Raw genomic sequence first — 21092 nt, 5'->3', positions numbered from 1 at the left:
CCATGAACAGACGGTCGCCGAATCTGGCGAAGCAACAAGGCATGGCGATTATCAGTGCGTTGCTGATTGCTGCCGTGGTGGCGGTGATTGCGGCGGGCATGTTGACCCGCCAAAGCGTTGCGACCCGTGCGCTGGAGGCCGATCAGCATCGCGTGCAGGGGCGCTGGGTGGTGCAGGGCGGTTTGGAGATCAGCCGCCAGTTGTTGTGGGACGCTCGCCAGCGCGATCCGTTGACCCGGCTCGATCAGCCGTGGGCGCAACGGCTTGAAGTGCAGGGTTTTGAGGGGCGGCTGGAGGACGAGCAGGGCAAGTTCAACCTGCGCAATCTGGTGGCCAACGAGCGTGTTGATGAGGCGCAGATTCAGGCGTTTGGGCGCTTGTGCGAATTGATCGGGATCAGCGCCGGTTTGAGTCAGCGCATCAGTCAGCGGGTGATCGCGTCCTACCCGCGACTGTTGAATCCGCAGATCGCCAACAACACGAACAACTTCGACAGTGGTCGCGCCACGTCGCCCAACGCTTCGCGAAAGCCTGAGAATCCGAAACTGCCGATGCTGCGCAACCTCGAAGACTTGCGCAGCGTCGAGGGAATTAACGACGCCGTCATCAGCAAGCTTGCGCCATACGTTACGGTGATTCCCGCGACGACCTGGATCAACGGCAACACCGCCACCGCGCCTGTGTTGGCCGCGTATGTGCCGGGCCTGTCGCTGGAGCGGGCGCAGGCGTTGATCAATGAGCGAGACGCCGGGCGCTGGTTCATCAACCGAGGCGATTTCGTCAACCGTTTGCGCATGCCGAGTCTGGAACTCACCAGCGTCAAGGTCGGCATCACCAGCGACTGGTTTCGACTGCGCGGTGAAGTGCGTCGCGAGCAGCGGCGGGTCAGTCTGGATGCGTTGCTGCATCGCAGCCAGGATCGTCTGCCGCAGGTGATCTGGTCGCGGGTGGGTGCATGAATCAGCTGAGAATTGCCCTGCCGCCCTTGGCGGTTCTTGACCTCGACAGTGAATTGAACTGCGCCTGGCTGGATCGTCAGGGCCAGGTCAGCCGCGAAGAGCGCCATAGCCTGAAGCAGTTGAGTCAGTTGCCGAAACAGCCACCGCTGATAGGTTTTCTGCACCCGGCGGACAGCCTGTTGGCGAGTATCGATTTACCGCCGTTGCCGGCCAACAAGACCGCCGCAGCGGTGCAATGTGCGGCGCAAGCCTTGATGCTCGGCGACAGCAGCGAGATGCACATCGCCCACAGTCCGCGTGACGCAGCGGGGCGGGTGCAGATCGCGTGGGTGCCGCGGCAGTCCTTGCAGCGACTCGGCCAGATGCTCAAGCAAACCGGTTTGAACCTGCGCGGCCTGTACCCGGCGGCCTACAGCTTACCGGTGCTGCCGGGCACGGTCGCTTGCGTGCAGGACGGTCACTTGCTGCTGCGCGAAAGTCTGCAGACCGCGCAGGTACAACCGCTGTTCGATGACGGCGTCGACCCCGCGTTGTGGCAACCGGGCGCGCAGTTGCACTGGATCGGCGACGCCGCGCCGCCCGGCGCCGATCTGCCGATGGCCGAGGCGCAGCGCTGGACCGGGCCGTTGCCAGGCTGGGGTCTGCACGGTGCGCTGCAACAACAAGGCACTGAACATCGCGGCTGGGGCCGGGCGATCGGTCTTTCGGCGTTGGCCATGGCGGTGTGGGTGGTCGGGCTCAACCTCTATGCGGCGCGCGAAGCCAGTCAGGGGCAGCAGCTCAAAAGCCAAATGAATCAGCGCGTGAAGCAGGCGTTTCCCGAGTTGCCGGTGATCCTCAATCCGCTGCAACAGGCCCGCCAGCAATTGGCGGCGCGGCACAAAGGCGCAGCGGACGATCCCTCGCAAAATTTCAATCGACTGGTGCTGCAGGCTGCGACGGGCATCCCGTTCATGGCTGGCAGCGTCGAGCGTCTGACGTTTGTCGACGGGACGCTGCAACTCGGTCTGATCGCAGACGCGCGTCGCACCGGCAACGACAAGGACTGGCAAACCACACTGGCGCAGGCCGGCATCAGCGTGACTGCCGATGACGACGGCTGGACATTGCGCCCGGCCAGCGAAGCGACCACTGACGAAAGCGCAGACAACAGCAGCGAGGCAGAAGATGAATAGGGCATCGCTGGCGATTTACCGCGCACGCTGGCAGCGCTTCAACAGTCAGTTGCAGGCTCGTTGGCAGCCGTTGGCGTTGCGCGAAAAACGCATGGTCAGCGGTATGGCAATTGCGATGATCGGTCTGCTGGTCTGGGTCGCGCTGATCCAGCCACCGCTGAAGAAAATCACTTATTGGCAAAGCGAAACGCCGAAGTTGCGCGCTCAGACGCAAGCGCTGGAGCTGGTGCTGCGCGACGTCAGCGTGCGCCCGGACGGTCAAAGTCTCGGCCAGTCGCTGGAGCAATCCCTGCAAGCGAGCGGTCTGGCCGGACATTATCAATTACAGGCGGCGGATGCCGGTTCATGGCAGTTGACCTTCGACGTCGCGCCGGCCGACGCGGTGCTCGACTGGCTGCTGAGCCAGCCGGCACAACTTTCTCTGCAAGTGGTCGAGGCCCGTTTGCAACGCGCAGACGCGGCCACGACTGAAGTCACTGCCGGCACTTTGTCAGGCACCGTTCGCATGGATCAGGCGCTTGACGCTAAGGAAGCTTCATGATGGGGTCAGGATCCAAACCGACGCGCATGGCGTTGCCGCTGCTGCTGATGGCATTGAGCGCGTGCAGCAACACGTCCACGCCGAAAGATCAGCCACCGTTGCTGGTCGACAGCGAACTCGGCCGGCCGCTGGCCAACACTCAGCGCAGTGGCGATGCGGTGCTCGACCGTGAACGCATGCAGGCGCAAGCCAGGCCTGCGCCGAAGCAGTTGCACAACATCACCGAGCGCAGCCGTGGCGGCGGTGCTGCACGCGGCACTGCGTTGCCGAGCAACCCACTGGGCGATCAACCGGTGACGCTGAATTTCGTCGAGGCGGATATTCAAGCGGTGGTGCGCGCATTGTCGCGGTCAACCGGGCAGCAGTTTCTGGTCGATCCGCGGGTCAAGGGCAACTTGACGCTGGTCTCGGAAGGTCAGGTGCCGGCGCGTCAGGCGTACGACATGTTGCTGTCGGCGTTGCGCATGCAGGGCTTTGCCGTGGTCGATGTCGGTGGTGTTGCGCAAGTGGTTCCGGAGGCCGATGCGAAGCTGCTCGGCGGGCCGATCTACAGCGCCGACAAACCCGTGGGCAACGGCATGCTCACCCGCACCTTTCGCCTGCAATACGAGAACGCGGTGAACCTGATTCCGGTGCTGCGCCCGATTGTGTCGCCGAACAATCCGATCAACGCTTACCCCGGCAACAACACCATTGTCGTCACCGATTACGCCGAGAACCTGACCCGTGTCGCACAGTTGATCGCCGGCATCGATACGCCGAGCGCGATCGACACCGATGTGGTGCAGATCGAGAATGGCATCGCCGCCGACATCGCGCCGATGGTCGCCGACCTGCTCGACGCGCCGGGCAATGACCCGACGCAGAAAATCGCGGTGATTGGCGATCCGCGTTCCAACACCATCATCATCCGCGCCGGCAGCCCGGAGCGTACGGAGCTTGCGCGTAACCTGATCTACAAACTCGATAATGCACAGAGCAATCCGAGCAACCTGCATGTTGTTTATCTGCGCAACGCCCAAGCGGCAAAACTGGCCCAGGCACTGCGCGGTTTGCTCACCGGTGAAAGCGACAGCGGGACCAGCGACAGTGCGCGTTCGGTGCTCAGTGCAATGGGCAGCAATACCGGCAGTTCCGGCGGGCAAAACGGCCAGAGCAGCACGCAAACCAGCGGCACCACGTCGACCACTTCAACGGGCAGCACTGGCGGCAGTTACGCGCAGGGCAGTGGCGGTACCAGTGGCAATGGCGGTGCGCAGGCCAGCGAGCAGAACGTCGCTTTCAGCGCTGGCGGCGTGACGATCCAGGCTGACGCGACCACCAACACCTTGCTGATTTCCGCGCCGGAGCCGTTGTATCGCAGCCTGCGTGAAGTCATCGACTTGCTCGACCAGCGGCGCGCGCAAGTGGTGATCGAAAGCCTGATCGTCGAAGTCGGCGAGGACGATGCCAGTGAATTCGGCGTGCAATGGCAGACCGGCGATCTCGGCGGTAAAGGCGTGATTGGCGGTGCGAACCTCGGTGGTTCGGGTCTCAACACCAATGGCAAGACCAGTATCGACGTGCTGCCGCAGGGCCTGAACCTCGGCTACGTCAACGGCACTGTGGACATCCCCGGCATCGGCAAGATTCTGGATCTTAAAGTCTTGGCTCGGGCCTTGAAGAGCAAGGGCGGCACCAACGTGCTGTCGACGCCGAACCTGCTGACCCTGGACAACGAAGCCGCGAGCATCTTTGTCGGCCAGACCATTCCGTTTGTCAGCGGCAGCTACGTAACCGGGGGCGGCGGTACCAGCAACAATCCGTTCCAGACCGTGACCCGCGAAGAAGTCGGTTTGAAGCTCAACGTGCGCCCGCAAATTTCCGAGGGCGGCACGGTCAAGCTCGACATTTATCAGGAAGTCAGCAGCATCGACGAACGCGCCTCCAACAGTGCGACCTCGGCGGGCATCGTCACCAACAAGCGTGCAATCGACACCAGTATTTTGCTCGACGACGGCCAGATCATGGTGCTTGGCGGCTTGCTGCAGGACGGCTACAGCCAGAGCAATGACGCCGTGCCTTGGCTGTCGACCATTCCCGGACTCGGCGCGTTGTTTCGCAACGAACGCCGGGCGATCACCAAGACCAACCTGATGGTATTCCTGCGCCCGTACATCATTCGCGACAGCGAAGCGGGGCGCAGCATTACCCTCAATCGTTACGATTTCATGCGCCGCGCGCAGGGCGGTTTGCAGCCGGAGCGCAGTTGGGCAATGCCCGATATGCAGGCGCCGCAATTGCCTGCGGCGGAGCAGGGCGTGCCGGCGGTTTTACCGGGATCGGGTCCGCGCGCCAGTATCAAAGCGGTGCCCATCCAATGACTCCGCTATCGCCTCTTGATTCGGAAAACGGACCTGTAGGAGCTGCCGAAGGCTGCGATCTTTTGATCTTGCTCTTCGACGGACCCAAACGGCCAAAGATCAAAAGATCGCAGCCTTCGGCAGCTCCTACAGGGGATCGTATTGCCACGGGGGAGATCATTCGCGTTGGGGAGGGTGGGCGATGAGTGCGTTGCCCTACGCCTGGGCCAAGGCTCAGCGCATTTTGTTACGCGACGGGGTGCTGACGGTGTGTCCATCGACGCCGGGCTGGTCGATCAGTGAAGTGCGGCGGCAGTTTGGCGCGACCACGGTACAGCGCGTGCGCGATGACGAACTCGATGGCTTGCTCGCCGCCGCCTACGCCGATACTGGCAGTGCGGCGGCGGTGGTGGGTGCCGCAGAGAACGAGGTCGATCTCGATCGTCTCATGCAGGACATGCCGGAAATCACTGACCTGCTCGATACCCAGGACGGCGCGCCGGTGATCCGCATGATCAACGCCTTGCTCACGCAAGCGGCGCGGGATGAGGCCAGCGACATTCACATCGAGCCGTTCGAAACCCATTCAGTGGTGCGCTATCGCGTCGACGGTACGCTGCGTGACGTGGTCTCGCCGCGCAAGGCGCTGCACGGTGCGCTGGTGTCGCGGATCAAGATCATGGCCCAGCTCGACATCGCGGAAAAACGTCTGCCGCAGGACGGCCGCATCGCTTTGCGCGTGGCGGGACGGCCGATCGATATTCGTGTTTCCACGGTGCCTACCGGCCACGGCGAGCGGGTGGTGATGCGTCTGCTCGACAAGCAGGCCGGGCGTCTGCACCTCGAAACCCTTGGCATGGACGCGCAGGTGTTGGCCAAGCTCGATCACCTGATCCGTCAGCCCCACGGCATCGTGCTGGTCACCGGGCCTACCGGCAGCGGCAAAACCACCAGCCTTTATGCGGCGCTGGCGCGGCTGGATGCGAGCACCAGCAACATCCTCACCGTGGAGGACCCGGTGGGATACGACCTGCCGGGCATCAGTCAGATTCAGGTCAACGCCAAGATCGACATGACCTTTGCCCTGGCACTGCGGGCGATTTTGCGGCAAGACCCGGACATCATCATGATTGGCGAAATCCGTGATCTGGAAACCGCACAAATCGCCGTGCAGGCGTCGCTCACCGGTCACCTGGTGCTGGCGACATTGCACACCAACGATGCGGTGTCGGCGGTCAACCGCTTGATCGACATGGGCGTCGAGCCGTTTCTGCTGGCGTCTTCAATGCTCGGGGTTTTGGCGCAGCGACTGGTACGACGGCTGTGCAATCAATGCAAGGAAGAAGACCCCACCGCGCCCGGCACCTGGCGCCCGGTCGGGTGCGCAAACTGCAATCAGACCGGTTACAGCGGCCGCACCGGCATCCACGAGTTGTTCTGCATCGACGACGACATCCGCACGCTGATTCACCAAGGGGCAGGGGAGCAGGCCTTGCGTGCGGCGGCCAACAAGGCCGGGATGTTCAGCCTGCGTGAAGACGGTGAACGCTGGATACGCAGCGGCGCCACCGCGCCTGAAGAAATCCTGCGCGTGACACGGGACACCTGATGAATCGTTATCGTTTTGAAGCCGCCGATGCCACTGGCAAGATCGAATCGGGGCACCTGGAGGCCGACAGCCAGACTGCCGCGTTCAGTGCATTACGCGCGCGCGGTTTGACTGCGTTGGCAGTGCACAAGGAGAGCAATGTCGCCCAGCATGGCGGCGGTGGATTGTTCAGTGCGCGGCTGTCGGATAACGACCTGGCGTGGGCCACGCGGCAACTGTCGAGCCTGCTCGGCGCCAGTCTGCCGCTGGAGGCCGCGTTGAGTGCCACGGTCGAGCAGGCCGAGAAAAAACACATCGCCCACACCCTCAGCGCGGTGCGTGCCGATTTGCGCAGCGGCATGCGTCTGGCCGAATCGCTGGCGTCGCGGCCGCGGGACTTTCCCGAGATCTACCGCGCATTGATCGCGGCGGGCGAGGAGTCCGGGGATCTGGCGCAAGTGATGGAGCGGCTCGCCGATTACATCGAGGAGCGCAACAACCTGCGCGGCAAGATACTCACCGCGTTTATCTACCCCGGCGTGGTCGGGCTGGTGTCGATCGGCATTGTGATTTTCCTGCTCAGTTACGTGGTGCCGCAGGTGGTGAGCGCGTTTTCCCAGGCGCGGCAGGATCTGCCGGGCCTGACGCTGGCGATGCTGACGGCCAGTGATTTCATTCGTGCGTGGGGTTGGTTGTGTGCAGCGGTCATGGCCGGGGCGTTCTGGAGTTGGCGTTTGTATTTGCGCAACCCGGCGGCGCGTTTGAGCTGGCATCACCGGGTGCTGAAATTGCCGTTGATTGGTCGTTTTATTCTGGGCCTGAACACCGCGCGTTTTGCCTCGACCCTGGCGATTCTCGGCGGCGCGGGCGTGCCGTTATTAAGAGCCTTGGAAGCGGCGCGCCAGACCTTGTCCAACGACCGTTTGAGCCTGAGCGTCAGCGATGCCACGGCCAAGGTGCGCGAGGGCGTCAACCTCGCCGCGGCGCTGCGGGTCGAAAATGTGTTCCCGCCGGTGCTGATTCATTTGATCGCCAGCGGCGAGAAAACCGGTTCTCTGCCACCGATGCTGGAGCGCGCGGCGCAAACCCTGTCCCGAGATATTGAACGCCGGGCGATGGGCATGACGGCGTTGCTTGAGCCGCTGATGATTGTGGTGATGGGTGGTGTGGTGTTGGTGATCGTGATGGCGGTGTTGCTGCCGATCATCGAGATCAATCAGTTGGTGCAATAGCTCAGATTGGTGTTGTCGGATCGGGCCTCTTCGCGAGCAGGCTCGCTCCCACATGGAACCGCATTTCAAATGTGGGAGCGAGCCTGCTCGCGATAGGGCCAGTCCGCGCCATCCCGCGATGGCGCCAGTCGTGCAGCGGCGCCGGGCTACAACCCCAACAGTCCGGTGCAAGTACTGGGCGCCGGGGCGCTGGATGAACAGGCGAAACAGCAGCTGACCGAGGAGGAGCGTGGGCAACTGACGCTGCCCTTTTTTCAGCCAGTTGACGTAAATCCTGCAGGGGCGATGGTGGCTGTCAGAACGCGTAGGGAATGCTGATTTTGGCCCAGAGCATCTCGCCCTCGGGGCGGTTCTCGACATCGAATTCCTTGGCCCAGCGAATCTCCGCGCTGGCGTATTTGAGGAAGGTGAAGTACAGCGCCGGGCCAATTGCGAACACCTCGCCGCGCACCCCGTCGTCCACGTCTTGCCCGGCGAATTGCACGGTGCGGCCAAACTGTTTGTCGTCGGTGGTCTGCTTGAGGTAGTAGCCGTTGAGGCCGAGCATCAGATCGTCGGTGAGCTTGTAGCTGGCCGAGTAGTCGAAGTGGAAAATCTGCCCGGATTTGTAGTCGGTGTCCTTGTTCTTCTCGTTGAAGCTGTAGGTGGTCTTCATCGAGACTTCGCTGCGCTCGGTCGGCAACCAGGTGAAGGAGAACAGCGGCTTGTAGGTGTAGAAATTGTTGCTGGTGTTGGCCAGCCGGTCGACGCTGTATTCGCCGGTGGGTACGGTGATTTCCAATGCGGCGCCGAGGGTCAGGTCCTTGCCCATGTCCCACAGGATGATCGGCGCGACGGTGGTATCGCCCATACCTTCGCGGGTGTCGCTCAAGCCGAATACCGACACTTCCTGCTTCAGCCACGGTTGCGCGATGTACCCGGCCAGGCGTCCGCCAAAGATCCGCACCGGACTCAAGTAATCGATGCGCGGAATCACCGCCGTCGACTCGATTTCGACATTCGGCACCTTGCCGCCCAGCGAGCTGATATTGAGCTTCCTGGCCTTGTAATGGTTGTAGTAGACATTGAGCGCGACCATGTTTTCCGGAAGGCTGTCGACCTCCATCGGCAGCATGAAGAAGCCGTCGGTGCCGGTACCGATATTGTCGACGCCGGCTTCGGTAGCCAGGGCCGGAAGCGTCGCGGTGCAGCCCAGCAAAATCAGGGCCAGACGCAGGGGCAATGCCGCGTGGTTCGGGTGCATATCCGTCCTCATTATTATTGTTTTGGAGCGCAGTGCGGGCACGCAGGTCGCCCGGCACGATAGAAATAAGCGCTCTGGGCCCGACGGGGCAGGGTATTGGCGGACAGTTAGGGGGACTTCTGCGGACACTCGACGAACCCTGTGCTAACTTCCTTCGACATAACCGGTAACAAAAATAACAATCAAGCGTGATCCGGAATGTCAGCCCACATGAACGTAAAAGTCCAAGACCCGACCTTTGAACTGGCGCTGGTGTCGCCATTCCTCCTGCAAACCCTCGCCGAAGTCGCGCAGCACAAAGGCGTCGATCCCGAAAGCCTGTGCCGTGGCCTGGGGTTTACCCTTGAAGATCTGCAGGACCCGGCGCAGCGGATTTCCTATCGTCAGGCCGTGGCGATGATCCAACGCGCGCTCAAAGCCCTGCCGAACCAAGGGTTGGGCCTGTGGGTCGGCGCCCAGAACGTACTGGGCACGCTGGGGCTGCTCGGGCACGTGCTTTCACTGAGTAAAACCTTGCGCGATGCCTTTTCCGTGGGGATTCGCCATCAACACACCTCGGGCGGGATCGTGGTTTCCAGCGTCGATGTGGTCGGTGATCAGGTGCATCTCGATGCCGAATGTCGCCTGCCGTTCGCTGATGTGCAGGTGTTCGCGGTCGAGGAGTTTTTCGCCAGTTTGCTGGTGTACGGCCGCGCGTTGGCGGGTGCCGATTTCAAGCCGATCGCCGTGGAATTCGTGCATGCGGCGCCGGATTACCTGAGTGAATATCAGCGTCTGCTTGGGCCGCAAGTGCGCTTCGGTTGCTTGCACAATCGCATGCTGATTGATGTGCAATGGCTGGACGTCAACCTGCCCAATCATCATTCACTGGCGTTGCGTCAGGCGGTCGCGTTGCTGGAACTGGAAGCGGCGCAGGTGCACCAGAAAATCGACCTGATTCAAGCCGTGGAGCGTGCGATCGCCCGCGACCTGAGCCGGGGCAGTCATATCGAAAAGATTGCCGGCGACCTGAACATGAGCAGCCGCACTTTACGGCGGCGGCTGACCGAGCATGCGCTGACCTTTGAAGCGTTGCTGGAACAAGTCCGGCAGGCGCGGACGATGAGTCTGCTGGCAAATCCGGGCATGCCGATCGAGCGGATCACCGAAGAGGTCGGCTACAGCGATGTGCGCAGTTTTCGCCGGGCGTTCAAGCGCTGGACGGGTCTGAGCCCAAGTGCGTGGCGTAATGACGCAAACCCTCACCCCAGCCCTCTCCCAGAGGGAGAGGGGGCCGACCGAGGTGTCTTGCGTCATACATCGACCTGAAAGATTTTGGTCGATTATGGATTCGGTACAGCACTTTCAAGTCGGCGTATCTTCACAGCATCCCCCAATCAGTTCCCTCTCCCCCGGGAGAGGGCTAGGGTGAGGGGGCTTTTGACTCCATCCAAACCCACACAAAACCTCCGGCCACAGGTAAACTCCGCGCACTTTTTCAAGGAGTTCACATGAGTCACTACCAGCCGGGCATTCTCGCCACCCCCGTTCCATTGCAAGCACGTCATTTGTTTTTCGCCCTGGCCTCGATTGAAGCCTTGCCGCAGGCGATCGACAACCTGCTGAGCCTGGTGGACGGCAAATCTGCGGTGGTCGGTTTCGGTGAATCCCTGGCCAAGGCCCTCAACGTGGAAATCGCCGGTCTGCGCAGTTTCCCGGCCATGAGTGGCGTGGGCGTGAACAACCCGTCCACCCAGCATGCGCTCTGGGTCTGGTTGCACGGCGTCGACCGTGGCGACCTGCTCAATCGCTGCAACGCCATTGAAGCTGCGTTGGCTCCGGCTTTGCGCCTGGTAGAGATGCAGGAAGCCTTCCGCCACAAGGACGGTCACGACCTGACTGGCTACGAAGACGGCACTGAAAACCCTCATGACGAAGCCGCTATGGCTGCCGCGTTGCAAAGCGAAGGCGCTGAAGGCCTGATCGGTGGCAGCTTCGCCGCGATTCAGCAGTGGCAGCACGACCTCAAGGGTTTCCACAAACTGTCCGCCGACGACAAAGACAACATCATGGGCCGTCGCCTGAGCGATAACGAAGAGATCGACGACGCGCCGGTCTCCGCTCACGTCAAACGCACCGCGCAGGAAAGCTTCGCGCCTGAAGCGTTCGTCGTACGTCGCTCGATGCCGTGGATTGAAGGTGACCGCGCGGGGCTGATGTTCCTCGCCTTCGGTTTCTCGCTGGATGCCTTCGAAGCCCAATTGCGGCGCATGAGCGGTCTGGAAGACGGCATCGCCGATGGCCTGTACCGCATCAGCCGGCCGATCACCGGCGGCTATTACTGGTGCCCGCCGCTCAAGGACGGTCATCTTGATCTGCGCGCCTTGCGCATCGGCTGATTCTGCAAAAGGACTAAAGATGAACGTGGTGCGCTGGGGCATGATCGGTTGCGGCAGTGTCGCGGAACGCAAGAGCGGGCCAGCCTTTTACAAGGCGCCAGGGTCCGCACTGGTGGCGGTGATGGGCCGACGCCTTGAAGCCGTCAGTGATTACGCCGCGCGCCACGGTATCGCTCGGGTTTACACCGACGTCGATGCACTCATCAACGATCCCGAAGTGGACGCGGTGTACATCGCCACGCCGCCCGACAGCCACCGCGATTACAGTCTGAGAGTCGCCGCCGCCGGCAAACATTGCTGCGTGGAAAAACCCATGTCACTCAACGCCGGGCAAAGCCGCGAGATGCAGCAGGCGTTTGCCGACGCCGGTTTGCACCTGTTCGTTTCGTATTACCGCCGCTCGTTGCCGCGCTTCGCGCAGGTGCGGCAATGGCTGGAACAGGGACGGATCGGCGAAGTGCGGCATTTGAGCTGGACGCTGACCAAGGCACCGTCGCCGGCAGATGTGGATGGCCGCGACAATTGGCGGACCGACCCGGCGGTAGCGGGCGGCGGTTACTTCGCAGATTTGGCCAGCCACGGTTTCGACCTGTTCCAGTATTTGCTCGGCGACATCGTCGAGGTCGCCGGTTTCACCGCGCGGCAGGCCGGGTTGTACGCGGCGGAAGATGCGGTCAGCGCCAGTTGGCGCTTTGCCTCTGGGGCGCTGGGCATGGGCTGCTGGAGTTTTGTTGCCGATCGGCGCGAGGATCGGGTCGAGATCATCGGCAGCCTCGGCCGGATCAGCTTTTCAGTGTTTGATGAGCATCCGGTCGAGCTGCATGCCGATGAGCAGATCAGCCTGGACATTGCCCATCACGAACACATTCAGTGGCATCACGTGCTGGGCATGAATGCGCATATTCGTGGTGAATCGGAGCATCCGGCGATGGCCGAACAAGCGCTGAAGACCGATTGGGTCATGGACCAGATCCTCAAGCGCTAAGAGCAAAAGATCGCAGCCTTCGGCAACTACTACATGGGAATGCATTTCAAACTATAGGAGCTGCCGAAGGCTGCAATCTTTTGATCCTCGAACCCAAATCTAAGGTTATGCCCATTCGGTATTTCTCAACCTTGTCATCAGGTCTCTAAGATCACGTCATAACTCGTTATAACAAGTGATCCCGTGATGACCGATAACGTTCTCTCTCTAAGCAGCGTGCCGCTGCACACCCAACTGCGCGACGTCTTGCGCGCCCGCATCCTCGATGGCGAATACCCGCAAGACAGCCAGATGCCCTCCGAAAGCGAACTCGGTGCGCTGTTCAAAGTCAGCCGCATCACCGTGCGCCAGGCGCTGGGTGATCTGCAAAAGGAAGGGCTGATCTTCAAGATCCACGGCAAAGGCACTTTCGTCGCCAAGCCGAAAACCTTCCAGAACGTCAGCAGCCTGCAAGGCCTCGCCGAGTCCATGACCGGTCGTGGCTACGAGGTGATCAACCGCCTGCGCAGCTTCAAATTCATCCCGGCGGACAAGCGTGTCGCCGAGCGTTTGCAGGTCGCCGAGGGCGAAACCGTGGCGCAGATCAAACGCGTACGACTGATTAATCGAGAGCCGATCTCGCTGGAAATCACCTACCTGCCCAAAGCGATCGGCGAACGGCTGGAGAAGGCTGATCTGGTCACCCGCGACATCTTCCTGATTCTCGAAAACGACTGCGGCATCGCCCTCGGTCATGCGGATCTGGCCATCGACGCCGTGCTGGCTGACAGCGATTTAACCCAGGCACTCAACGTCGAGGCCGGCTCGCCGATCATGCGCATCGAGCGCCTGACCCACGACGCGCAGGGCCAGCCGCTGGACTTCGAACACCTTTACTACCGTGGCGATGCGTTCCAGTACCGCCTGCGGATCGACCGGCAAAAAGGGGAGCAGGCATGACACGCAACACGCTTGAGCAGGAATACGACATCGTCGTGATCGGCGGTGGCACGGCCGGGCCGATGGCGGCGATCAAGGCCAAAGAGAAAAACCGCGACTTGCGCGTGTTGCTGGTCGAGAAGGCCAACGTCAAACGCAGCGGCGCAATCAGCATGGGCATGGATGGCCTGAACAACGCGATCATTCCCGGCCACTCCACCCCTGAGCAATACACCAAGGAAATCACCATCGCCAATGACGGCATCGTCAATCAGGCAGCGGTGTACGCCTACGCGAAGCACAGCTTCGCAACCATCGAACAGCTTGACCGCTGGGGCGTGAAGTTCGAGAAGGACGAAACCGGTGATTACGCGGTGAAAAAAGTCCACCACATGGGCGCCTATGTGTTGCCGATGCCGGAAGGGCACGACATCAAAAAGGTTCTGTATCGCCAGTTGAAGCGCGCGCGAGTAAGCATCACCAATCGGCTGGTCTGCACGCGGTTGCTGACCGACGAGGAGGGCGCGGTGAACGGCGTGATGGGCTTCGATTGCCGCACCGCCGACTTCCATGTGATCAAGGCCAAGGCTGTAATCCTTGCCTGTGGTGCCGCCGGACGCCTCGGTCTGCCGTCCTCTGGCTACCTGATGGGCACCTACGAAAACCCGACCAATGCGGGCGACGGTTACGCGATGGCGTATCACGCCGGGGCTGAACTGGCGAATCTGGAATGCTTCCAGATCAACCCGCTGATCAAGGATTACAACGGCCCGGCTTGCGCCTACGTGACTGGCCCGTTGGGCGGCTACACCGCGAACAACAAGGGCGAACGCTTCATCGAATGTGACTACTGGAGCGGACAGATGATGTGGGAGTTCCACCAGGAACTGGAGAGCGGCAACGGCCCGGTGTTTCTCAAACTCGATCACCTGGCCGAAGAAACCATCCAGAACATCGAAGAGATTTTGCACAGCAACGAACGCCCGAGTCGCGGCCAGTTCCACGCCAACCGTGGCACCGACTACCGCACGCAAATGGTCGAGATGCACATCTCCGAGATCGGTTTCTGCAGCGGCCATTCGGCGTCTGGCGTGTGGGTCAACGAGCGTGCCGAAACCTCGGTGAAAGGCTTGTACTGCGCCGGTGACATGGCCGCCGTGCCGCACAACTACATGCTTGGCGCGTTTACCTACGGCTGGTTCGCCGGACACAACGCGGCGGATTTTGTCGCCGGGCGCCAGTTTTCGGCGTTGGATACCGCGCAGATCGAGAAAGAAAAAGCACGGGTCTACGCCCCGCTGGATCGCGAGCACGGTCTGCCGCCGGCCCAGGTCGAATACAAGCTGAGGCGCTTCGTCAACGACTACCTGCAACCGCCGAAAGTGACCAAAAAAATGCAGATCGGCTTGCAGCGCTTCAGCGACATCGAGCGTGATCTCGATCAGATGAAGGCCAACAACGCCCATGAGCTGATGCGCGCGATGGAAACCAGCGTGATCCGTGACTGCGCCGAAATGGCTGCCCGCGCCTCGTTGTTCCGCGCCGAAAGTCGCTGGGGTCTGTACCACTACCGGGTCGATCACCCGCAACGTAACGACAGCGAGTGGTTCTGCCATTGCCACCTGAAGAAGGGCGATGACGGTCAGATGACCAGTTTCAAGAAAGCCGTAGAGCCCTACATCATCCCGCTCGATGCCGAGGAAATACAGGCTTACGACCGCTTGCGGGTTGGCGCCTTCGCCGCGTGATGCATCACTAAAAGAGAGCCCGAACCATGGCCTATCAAGCTCAGGAAATCTTCTTCCGCTCCAACGCGCCCGTCACAGTGGACGAGGACAAATGTATCGCCGACAAGGGCTGCACCGTGTGTGTCGATGTCTGTCCGATGGACTTGCTGGCGATCAACCCCGCCACGCAGAAGGCTTACATGGCGTTCGATGAATGCTGGTATTGCATGCCGTGTGAAAAGGATTGCCCGACGGGAGCCGTGAAGGTCGATATCCCTTATTTACTGCGTTGACTGACAGGGCCTCATCGCTGGCAAGCCAGCTCCCACAGGTTTCTCTGGTGTTGCGAAATCTGTGTCCCATTGCAAATCCCTGTGGGAGCTGGCTTGCCAGCGATGAGGTCGGCCCAGTCAACCAAAGCCATCCGGAAAACCCGGACGCTGGATTCAAAAACACCCCTCGTTTCCCACCGCGCCCTGATCGTGGCGGAGACGAACATCCTATAAATGATTCGAGGGGAAACACTTATGTTACGTGCAGTAATCGCCGGTCTGGTACTGGCTTCGTTCACCCTGTCCGCCTCGGCCGAGACCATCCGCATCGCCATCGGCACCCAGGACACCACCATCAACTGCGCCGCCGGTGGGTTGTTGATCCGTGAACTCGGTTTGCTCGAAAAATACCTGCCCCACGACGGCGTATACAAAAACGCCAGCTACGACGTTCAGTGGAAAAACTTCACCAGCGGCGCGCCGCTGACCAACGAGATGGTCGCCGGCAAACTCGACTTCGGCGCCATGGCCGATTTCCCCGGCGCGTTCAACGGTGTGGCGTTTGAAACGGCCGGCAAACACAGCCTGTTCATCAGCGTGCTGTCGGGCAGCATCAAGGGCAGCGGCAACGGTATCGTCGTGCCGAGCGCGTCCGGCGTGCAGTCGCTGAGCGAACTCAAGGGCAAGACCATTTCGGTACCGTTCGCTTCGACGGCCCACGGCATGTTGTTGCGTGCGGTGGCGGAGCAGGGCTGGGATCCGCTCAAGGACGTCAACATCATCGCCCAGCCGCCGGAAGTCGCCGGCTCCGCGTTGCAGGCCGGCAAGATCGACGCCCACGCCGATTTCGTGCCCTTTGCCGAGTTGTTCCCGAGTCGTGGTTTCGCTCGCAAGATCTACGACGGCGCCCAGGCCAATGCGCCGACCTTCCACGGTGCGCTGGTGGATCAGGCCTACGCGAAAAAACACCCGGAGATCGTTGTCGCCTACCTGCGCGCGAGCATCGAGGCCAATCAACTGCTGGCCGCCGAACCGGAGAAGTACAGCGAACTGATCGCCAAAGTCACCGGCGTTGATGCCGAGGTCAATTACCTGTTCCACGGCCCGCTCGGCGTGCAGACCCGCGACCTGAGCTGGAAGCCTGAGTACCGTCAGGCGGTGGGTACGGCCATTGATACCTTGAAGCTCCTGAAGAAGGCCGATCGTGGTCTCGATTTGGACACCTTCATCGACGATCAATACATCCGTGCGGCGTTCAAGGCTTCCCATCTTGATTACGCCGCGCAGTTGGCCAACTACGCGCAGACGCCGCTCAAGCATGTGGATGCGGTCAGCGGCAAGGCCATCACTGACTTCAGCCATGTCGCCGAAATCTGGGTGCGTGGCGAAGACAAGGTGCGCCAGTACGCCTCCGCCGAATCGGCCTTCACCGCTTTGGCCGGTTTGAAGCAGGACGGCAAAACCATTCGTGCGGTGTATGCGCAGGCGAGCGACAGCGGGATCAAGTTGCTGGCCGATCAGGCGTGGTTTGCCAGTGATGCCAAGGGCCGTTTGAGCGCATTTCTGCTCAAGGGGCAGGCGCAGCAATTTGCAGCGGCGCAGGGCGGCAAGGTTTTCGATTTCACCGACGCCACGACCCAGGTTGTAGCCACCCGTTAACAGCAGATCAAGAGCCCCTCACCCTAGCCCTCTCCCGAAGGGAGAGGGGACTGATCGAGGTGTTTGGGCAAGGTACGCCGACCTGAAATACCGAGCCGAACTCAGGTTTTGAAAAGCATGAAGCTCGTCTCTATGCCGAGCCGAATTCAGGTTTTGAAAAGCATGAAGATCGGCTCCCTTTCCCCCTCGCCCCCCCTGGGGGAGAGGGTTGGGGTGAGGGGGTAAATCTCAGCCATCACACAGATCCAGAACTGGAAACCTGCTCCGTGAAATCATTCAAGAACCGCTGGGCCGTCAGATCCGCATCATTGCTGCTGTGCCTCCTATTCTGGCAACTCGCCGCGAGCCATCACTGGAACCTCGGCCTGGTCACTTTCGCCAACGTCCCCACGCCATTGGCCGTGATTGAAGCCGCGCTGGGCCTGGGCGACTCCGGCAAGCTGCTGCAACACCTGACTGCCAGCCTCGGCCGCGTGTTTGCCGGCTACCTCGCCGCGCTGGTGGTCGGCATTGCCCTGGGCCTGGCCATCGGCCGCTCGACATGGGCCGAAGACTTGCTGTTGCCTCCACTGGAAGTGCTGCGCCCGATCCCGGCCGTGGCGTGGATTCCGTTGGCGATCCTGATGTTCCCGTCGTCCGAGTTGTCGATGGTCTTCATCACCTTCACCGGGGCACTGTTCCCGATCCTGCTCAACACCGTGCACGGCGTTGAAGGCGTCGATCCACGCTTGATCGCCTCAGCGAAAAGCCTTGGGGCAGGGCGCCGGGCGATCCTGCTCGAAGTCATCCTGCCGGGCGCCGCACCGAGCATCATCACCGGCCTTGCGATCGGCATGGGCACTTCATGGTTCTGCCTGGTGACGGCGGAAATGATCTCCGGCCAGTTCGGCATCGGTTACTACACCTGGGAGTCCTACACCATTCAGAACTACGCCGACATCGTCGTCGGCATGTTGCTGATCGGTGTGTTGGGCATGGGCAGCAGTCTGTTGATCAAACGTCTGGGCGGCTTGTTCACGCCTTGGCATCGACCGCGAGGAAAAGCCTGATGAGCGTGATGCAAACCCCCGAAGGGCGGATCGATATTCGCCAGTTGTCGATCGTCCTCGGCGAAGGTCGTGAAGCATTCGAGGCGGTGCAGGGCCTCGATTGCCAGATCGAACCCGGCCAGTTCGTGTGCATTCTCGGCCCGTCCGGTTGCGGTAAGTCGACCCTGCTTGGCGCCTTGGCCGGGCACTTGAAGGCGCACGCCGGCAGCCTGAAAGTCGATGGCGGCGCGGTGTCCGGCCCTTCGCCGCAGCGTGGAATGGTGTTCCAGCATCACACACTGTTCCCGTGGCGAACGGTGCGCGACAACGTCGCCTTCGGCCTGAAGATGCGTGGCATCGGCAAGGCTGAGCGGTATCGCGCCGCGGACGATATTCTCCACCTGGTCGGCCTCGATGGCTTCGCGGAGCGCTGGCCCGATCAACTCTCCGGCGGCATGCAGCAACGGGTGGAAATCGCCCGGGTACTGGTCAATCGCCCGCGGCTGTTGCTGATGGACGAGCCGTTTGGCGCGCTCGATGCGCTGACCCGATTGAACATGCAAGCGCTGCTGCTGGACATCTGGACACGGATTCGTACCACCGTGGTGTTCGTCACCCATGACATCGATGAGGCGCTATTTCTCGCCGATCGCTTGCTGGTCATGAGCGCGCGGCCGGGACGAATCATCGAAGATCTTCGCCTCGACTTCGCTCGACCACGTACCAGCGATCTGGTCACCAGCGCTGAATTCTCCCGACTCAAGCGCCACTGTCTCGACCTGCTGCGCCATGACTTCGACCGACCGCTGCCGCGCCTCAATCCGCTCGGCCTGCCTCCCGAAAACCCTCTGCCGCGATTTGCCCTATGACCTCTATTTTTGCTGTGACCGATAACCCTGAAATCCTTGCCCTGCAACCACGCCTGACCGCTGAAGACGCTGGCGTGCGGCGCATTGCGCTGATTGAACTGGCGGATCTTGAAGAACCGGATGGTTTGCTCTGGCTGGTCGAGCGACTTTCCGACGATCCCGCCGAAGAGGTGCGTGCTGAGGCGGCGCGTCTGCTGGAAGCCTGGGAGGACGAACCGGTGGTTGAAGCCTTGTGTCAGGCGCTGACCGATCCATCGCCCGCCGTGCAATCTGCCGCAGCGCAAAGTCTGAGTTTGCTCAAGACCGAAGCGGCCGGGCGGGTGATTCTGCCATGGACCGATCATGCTGAAGTCAGCGTACGCAATGCCGTGTTTCGGGCCCTGCGCGAACTGCGCTTTGCCGATGCTGCGCCCGCTGCCATCGCGGCGCTGAATGATGCCGATGCCAACGTGCGCCGCGAGGCCGTGGGCGTGCTCGGCTGGCTCAAGCAACTCGACGCGCTACCGGCATTGGCCCGATTGGCCAGCGCTGACCCGGACACTGAAGTGCGCCGCGCTGCCACCGGTGCGCTCGGCCTGGCGTCCAGCGCTGAAGTCCTGCCACCGGTGCGCCAGGCCTTGCAGGACAACGCCTGGCAAGTGCGTGAAGAAGCCGCAACCACCTTGGGCAAAGTCGGCCACACCGACGCCGGCCCGGCATTGATCGAAGCCTTGAGCGACGACTATTGGCAAGTGCGTTTGCGCGCCACCCGCAGCCTCGGCCGCTTGCGTTTTGGCCCAGCGCTGGACGCCTTGATCGACACGCTCGGGCATCGCATCAGCAACCTGCGCAAGGAAGCCGCATTGGCCTTGGGTGAGTTGAATGATCGTGGCGCAGTGGCTGCGTTGCAGGCGGCGCAGGATGACGGCGATCCGGAAGTGCGCAAAGCGGTGCGGATTGCCTTGAGTCAGCTGCATTGAATCCGCTGGCGATCGGCAACTCGCAGGGCGAGCAAACCCTGCGCCTGAGTTGGCCGGACGGTCGTGAATCGGTGCTCGATCACGCCGAACTGCGCCGCCAGTGCCCATGCTCGCAATGCCGTGCGTTTCGCCTGCGTGGTTCGACACCATGGGTGGACGAGCGAGTCCGCATCATCGAACTCAACCCGCAGGGTTACGGCGTGCAATTGGTGTTCAGCGATGGCCATCAACGCGGCATCTACCCGTGGACCTACCTGGCACAACTCACCCCTTGAGCCCGATACTGCATGGGCTTACATGGCAAAAACTCACCCCCTGCAAAGGGATTGTCGTGTCAGAAAGATTTGCTCACGCTGGCAACCACGGTCGCCGTGCACACATCCTTGAAGCCCCAGTTGCTCAGGCACTGGGTTTGCGACAGATCGGTATCGATATAGCTCAGCCCCAGCAGCACCCCGGCCAGATTATGGGTGAGCTTGACCTCCCACTCGCGGTACGACTCTTCGCCATCACCGGAGGCCGAGTACAAGTGAGGGTCCTTGAAATCCATGTTGCCGTAACGCAACTTCAGCCCTGAGTCGAACGGCAATTGGGTTTCATAACTGACATAGCTGTAAAGCGAACTCTGCTGGCTGTCGAGCCCCGGCGCATCGCTTGAGTAATACGCCGCGAGCTTCACCCCGTAAGCGCCAATAATCCCGTAAACCTCACTCTGGTTGAACTGACTTTCCTTGGGGTAGGCGTACTTGATGTAACCCAGATCCAGGCTGACATCCTCGGTGGCCTGCCACAGCCAGCCGCCGTAGTAATCGACTTCCTGACGGGTTTTCAGGCCACCACCGTAATCGACGTTGGAACTCCAGGCCCCGAGGTACAGGCCGCTGCTGTGAGCGAGGGTCAGCCCGGCCTGTAGCGCCGGTTCGTTCTGGGTTTGCGAGATGCCGCGGGTGCGGTAATCAGTGGCCAGAGTCAGATCGACCAGCACGGCAAAATTGTCGTTCAAGGGGATCGCGTGGCTGCTCAAGGGCAGCGAGCTCAAGGAAACGAGGGCGAACAAAGGCAAGGCTTTCATGTGAAGTCCCGATGTTGTGATTGTTTTGGGGGCAGGAGGTAAACCTGTAGGAGCTGCCGCAGGCTGCGATCTTTTGATGTTGATTGTAAAAAACAAGATCAAAAGATCGCAGCCTGCGGCAGCTCCTACAGGGGGATCAATGTTG

The 21092-nt window shown here is 61.3% G+C and carries 19 protein-coding genes and 1 pseudogene; 18 read left to right on the top strand and 2 right to left on the bottom strand.

Annotated features, from left to right (window positions below; genetic code table 11):
- The first annotated feature begins 2 nt into the window (after positions 1-2).
- From gspK to H8B20_RS28285, 7 genes and pseudogenes are all read left to right on the top strand, one after another.
- Positions 3-959, top strand: coding sequence for a type II secretion system minor pseudopilin GspK (gene gspK / locus H8B20_RS13570; protein ID WP_210623410.1), 957 nt, complete (start codon positions 3-5; stop codon positions 957-959).
- A complete protein-coding gene (gene gspL / locus H8B20_RS13565) occupies positions 956-2134 on the top strand; it encodes a type II secretion system protein GspL (protein ID WP_210623409.1) in 1179 nt (392 codons plus the stop codon). The genes gspK and gspL overlap by 4 nt, the downstream gene beginning before the upstream one ends.
- The gene (gene gspM / locus H8B20_RS13560; protein WP_210623408.1) at positions 2127-2675 is read left to right on the top strand and encodes a type II secretion system protein GspM; all 549 of its coding nucleotides are present in this window, start codon (positions 2127-2129) and stop codon (positions 2673-2675) included. Before gspL ends, gspM begins: the two co-directional genes overlap by 8 nt.
- Positions 2672-5038, top strand: coding sequence for a type II secretion system secretin GspD (gene gspD / locus H8B20_RS13555; protein ID WP_210623407.1), 2367 nt, complete (start codon positions 2672-2674; stop codon positions 5036-5038). The genes gspM and gspD overlap by 4 nt, the downstream gene beginning before the upstream one ends.
- Positions 5039-5219: 181 nt before the next feature.
- A complete protein-coding gene (gene gspE / locus H8B20_RS13550; protein ID WP_210623406.1) occupies positions 5220-6626 on the top strand; it encodes a type II secretion system ATPase GspE in 1407 nt (468 codons plus the stop codon).
- Positions 6626-7837 (top strand): type II secretion system inner membrane protein GspF, encoded by a 1212-nt coding sequence (gene gspF, locus H8B20_RS13545; RefSeq protein ID WP_210623405.1) that lies wholly within the window; start codon positions 6626-6628, stop codon positions 7835-7837. Before gspE ends, gspF begins: the two co-directional genes overlap by 1 nt.
- Positions 7838-7945: 108 nt before the next feature.
- Positions 7946-8083, top strand: a pseudogene (locus H8B20_RS28285) (hypothetical protein); the annotation flags it as partial.
- Positions 8084-8132: 49 nt separating this feature from the next.
- Here H8B20_RS28285 and H8B20_RS13540 read toward each other — a convergent pair.
- The gene (locus H8B20_RS13540) at positions 8133-9080 is read right to left on the bottom strand and encodes a SphA family protein (protein WP_210623404.1); all 948 of its coding nucleotides are present in this window, start codon (positions 9078-9080) and stop codon (positions 8133-8135) included.
- A 210-nt stretch (positions 9081-9290) separates the two neighbouring features.
- Here H8B20_RS13540 and H8B20_RS13535 point away from each other — a divergent pair, with 210 nt between their 5' ends.
- The 11 genes from H8B20_RS13535 to H8B20_RS13485 all read left to right on the top strand — a co-directional run bounded on the left by H8B20_RS13535 (position 9291) and on the right by H8B20_RS13485 (position 20150).
- Positions 9291-10388, top strand: coding sequence for an AraC family transcriptional regulator (locus H8B20_RS13535; RefSeq protein WP_210623403.1), 1098 nt, complete (start codon positions 9291-9293; stop codon positions 10386-10388).
- Between the two features lie 182 nt (positions 10389-10570).
- Complete coding sequence (locus H8B20_RS13530) at positions 10571-11458, top strand: Dyp-type peroxidase (protein ID WP_210623402.1); 888 nt, start codon at positions 10571-10573, stop codon at positions 11456-11458.
- A gap of 19 nt (positions 11459-11477) precedes the next feature.
- A complete protein-coding gene (locus H8B20_RS13525; protein ID WP_210623401.1) occupies positions 11478-12443 on the top strand; it encodes a Gfo/Idh/MocA family protein in 966 nt (321 codons plus the stop codon).
- Between the two features lie 186 nt (positions 12444-12629).
- Positions 12630-13382, top strand: coding sequence for a GntR family transcriptional regulator (locus H8B20_RS13520; protein ID WP_042559452.1), 753 nt, complete (start codon positions 12630-12632; stop codon positions 13380-13382).
- The gene (locus H8B20_RS13515; protein WP_210623400.1) at positions 13379-15109 is read left to right on the top strand and encodes a fumarate reductase/succinate dehydrogenase flavoprotein subunit; all 1731 of its coding nucleotides are present in this window, start codon (positions 13379-13381) and stop codon (positions 15107-15109) included. Before H8B20_RS13520 ends, H8B20_RS13515 begins: the two co-directional genes overlap by 4 nt.
- A 26-nt stretch (positions 15110-15135) precedes the next feature.
- Positions 15136-15381: a 4Fe-4S dicluster domain-containing protein gene (locus H8B20_RS13510; RefSeq protein ID WP_042559450.1), complete on the top strand. Its 246-nt coding sequence runs from the start codon at positions 15136-15138 to the stop codon at positions 15379-15381.
- Positions 15382-15594: 213 nt separating this feature from the next.
- Positions 15595-17019 carry an ABC transporter substrate-binding protein gene (locus H8B20_RS13505; protein WP_181818483.1) on the top strand — a complete coding sequence of 475 codons (1425 nt, stop codon included), beginning with the start codon at positions 15595-15597 and terminating at the stop codon, positions 17017-17019.
- A gap of 266 nt (positions 17020-17285) precedes the next feature.
- Positions 17286-18068: an ABC transporter permease gene (locus tag H8B20_RS13500; RefSeq protein WP_042559448.1), complete on the top strand. Its 783-nt coding sequence runs from the start codon at positions 17286-17288 to the stop codon at positions 18066-18068.
- Positions 18068-18916: an ABC transporter ATP-binding protein gene (locus tag H8B20_RS13495; RefSeq protein WP_210623399.1), complete on the top strand. Its 849-nt coding sequence runs from the start codon at positions 18068-18070 to the stop codon at positions 18914-18916. Before H8B20_RS13500 ends, H8B20_RS13495 begins: the two co-directional genes overlap by 1 nt.
- Positions 18913-19875, top strand: a complete 963-nt coding sequence (locus H8B20_RS13490; protein ID WP_210623398.1) for a HEAT repeat domain-containing protein — start codon at positions 18913-18915, stop codon at positions 19873-19875. The genes H8B20_RS13495 and H8B20_RS13490 overlap by 4 nt, the downstream gene beginning before the upstream one ends.
- Complete coding sequence (locus H8B20_RS13485; protein WP_042559445.1) at positions 19872-20150, top strand: DUF971 domain-containing protein; 279 nt, start codon at positions 19872-19874, stop codon at positions 20148-20150. Before H8B20_RS13490 ends, H8B20_RS13485 begins: the two co-directional genes overlap by 4 nt.
- A 59-nt stretch (positions 20151-20209) precedes the next feature.
- Here H8B20_RS13485 and H8B20_RS13480 read toward each other — a convergent pair whose 3' ends face one another.
- Positions 20210-20947 (bottom strand): TorF family putative porin, encoded by a 738-nt coding sequence (locus tag H8B20_RS13480; RefSeq protein WP_042559444.1) that lies wholly within the window; start codon positions 20945-20947, stop codon positions 20210-20212.
- Positions 20948-21092 lie beyond the last annotated feature (145 nt).

The organism is Pseudomonas sp. P42, assembly GCF_017973755.1.
Lineage (GTDB): Bacteria > Pseudomonadota > Gammaproteobacteria > Pseudomonadales > Pseudomonadaceae > Aquipseudomonas > Aquipseudomonas iridis.
This window is presented reverse-complemented; position numbering and strand designations above follow the sequence as displayed.

What these genes read in the sequence shown, in the direction of transcription:
- gspK (WP_210623410.1), top strand. Translation starts at nt 3, where the DNA reads ATGAACAGACGGTCGCCGAATCTGGCGAAGCAACAAGGCATGGCGATT.
- gspL (WP_210623409.1), top strand. Translation starts at nt 956, where the DNA reads ATGAATCAGCTGAGAATTGCCCTGCCGCCCTTGGCGGTTCTTGACCTC.
- gspM (WP_210623408.1), top strand. Translation starts at nt 2,127, where the DNA reads ATGAATAGGGCATCGCTGGCGATTTACCGCGCACGCTGGCAGCGCTTC.
- gspD (WP_210623407.1), top strand. Translation starts at nt 2,672, where the DNA reads ATGATGGGGTCAGGATCCAAACCGACGCGCATGGCGTTGCCGCTGCTG.
- gspE (WP_210623406.1), top strand. Translation starts at nt 5,220, where the DNA reads ATGAGTGCGTTGCCCTACGCCTGGGCCAAGGCTCAGCGCATTTTGTTA.
- gspF (WP_210623405.1), top strand. Translation starts at nt 6,626, where the DNA reads ATGAATCGTTATCGTTTTGAAGCCGCCGATGCCACTGGCAAGATCGAA.
- H8B20_RS13540 (WP_210623404.1), bottom strand. Translation starts at nt 9,080, where the DNA reads ATGCACCCGAACCACGCGGCATTGCCCCTGCGTCTGGCCCTGATTTTG.
- H8B20_RS13535 (WP_210623403.1), top strand. Translation starts at nt 9,291, where the DNA reads ATGAACGTAAAAGTCCAAGACCCGACCTTTGAACTGGCGCTGGTGTCG.
- H8B20_RS13530 (WP_210623402.1), top strand. Translation starts at nt 10,571, where the DNA reads ATGAGTCACTACCAGCCGGGCATTCTCGCCACCCCCGTTCCATTGCAA.
- H8B20_RS13525 (WP_210623401.1), top strand. Translation starts at nt 11,478, where the DNA reads ATGAACGTGGTGCGCTGGGGCATGATCGGTTGCGGCAGTGTCGCGGAA.
- H8B20_RS13520 (WP_042559452.1), top strand. Translation starts at nt 12,630, where the DNA reads ATGACCGATAACGTTCTCTCTCTAAGCAGCGTGCCGCTGCACACCCAA.
- H8B20_RS13515 (WP_210623400.1), top strand. Translation starts at nt 13,379, where the DNA reads ATGACACGCAACACGCTTGAGCAGGAATACGACATCGTCGTGATCGGC.
- H8B20_RS13510 (WP_042559450.1), top strand. Translation starts at nt 15,136, where the DNA reads ATGGCCTATCAAGCTCAGGAAATCTTCTTCCGCTCCAACGCGCCCGTC.
- H8B20_RS13505 (WP_181818483.1), top strand. Translation starts at nt 15,595, where the DNA reads ATGATTCGAGGGGAAACACTTATGTTACGTGCAGTAATCGCCGGTCTG.
- H8B20_RS13495 (WP_210623399.1), top strand. Translation starts at nt 18,068, where the DNA reads ATGAGCGTGATGCAAACCCCCGAAGGGCGGATCGATATTCGCCAGTTG.
- H8B20_RS13490 (WP_210623398.1), top strand. Translation starts at nt 18,913, where the DNA reads ATGACCTCTATTTTTGCTGTGACCGATAACCCTGAAATCCTTGCCCTG.
- H8B20_RS13480 (WP_042559444.1), bottom strand. Translation starts at nt 20,947, where the DNA reads ATGAAAGCCTTGCCTTTGTTCGCCCTCGTTTCCTTGAGCTCGCTGCCC.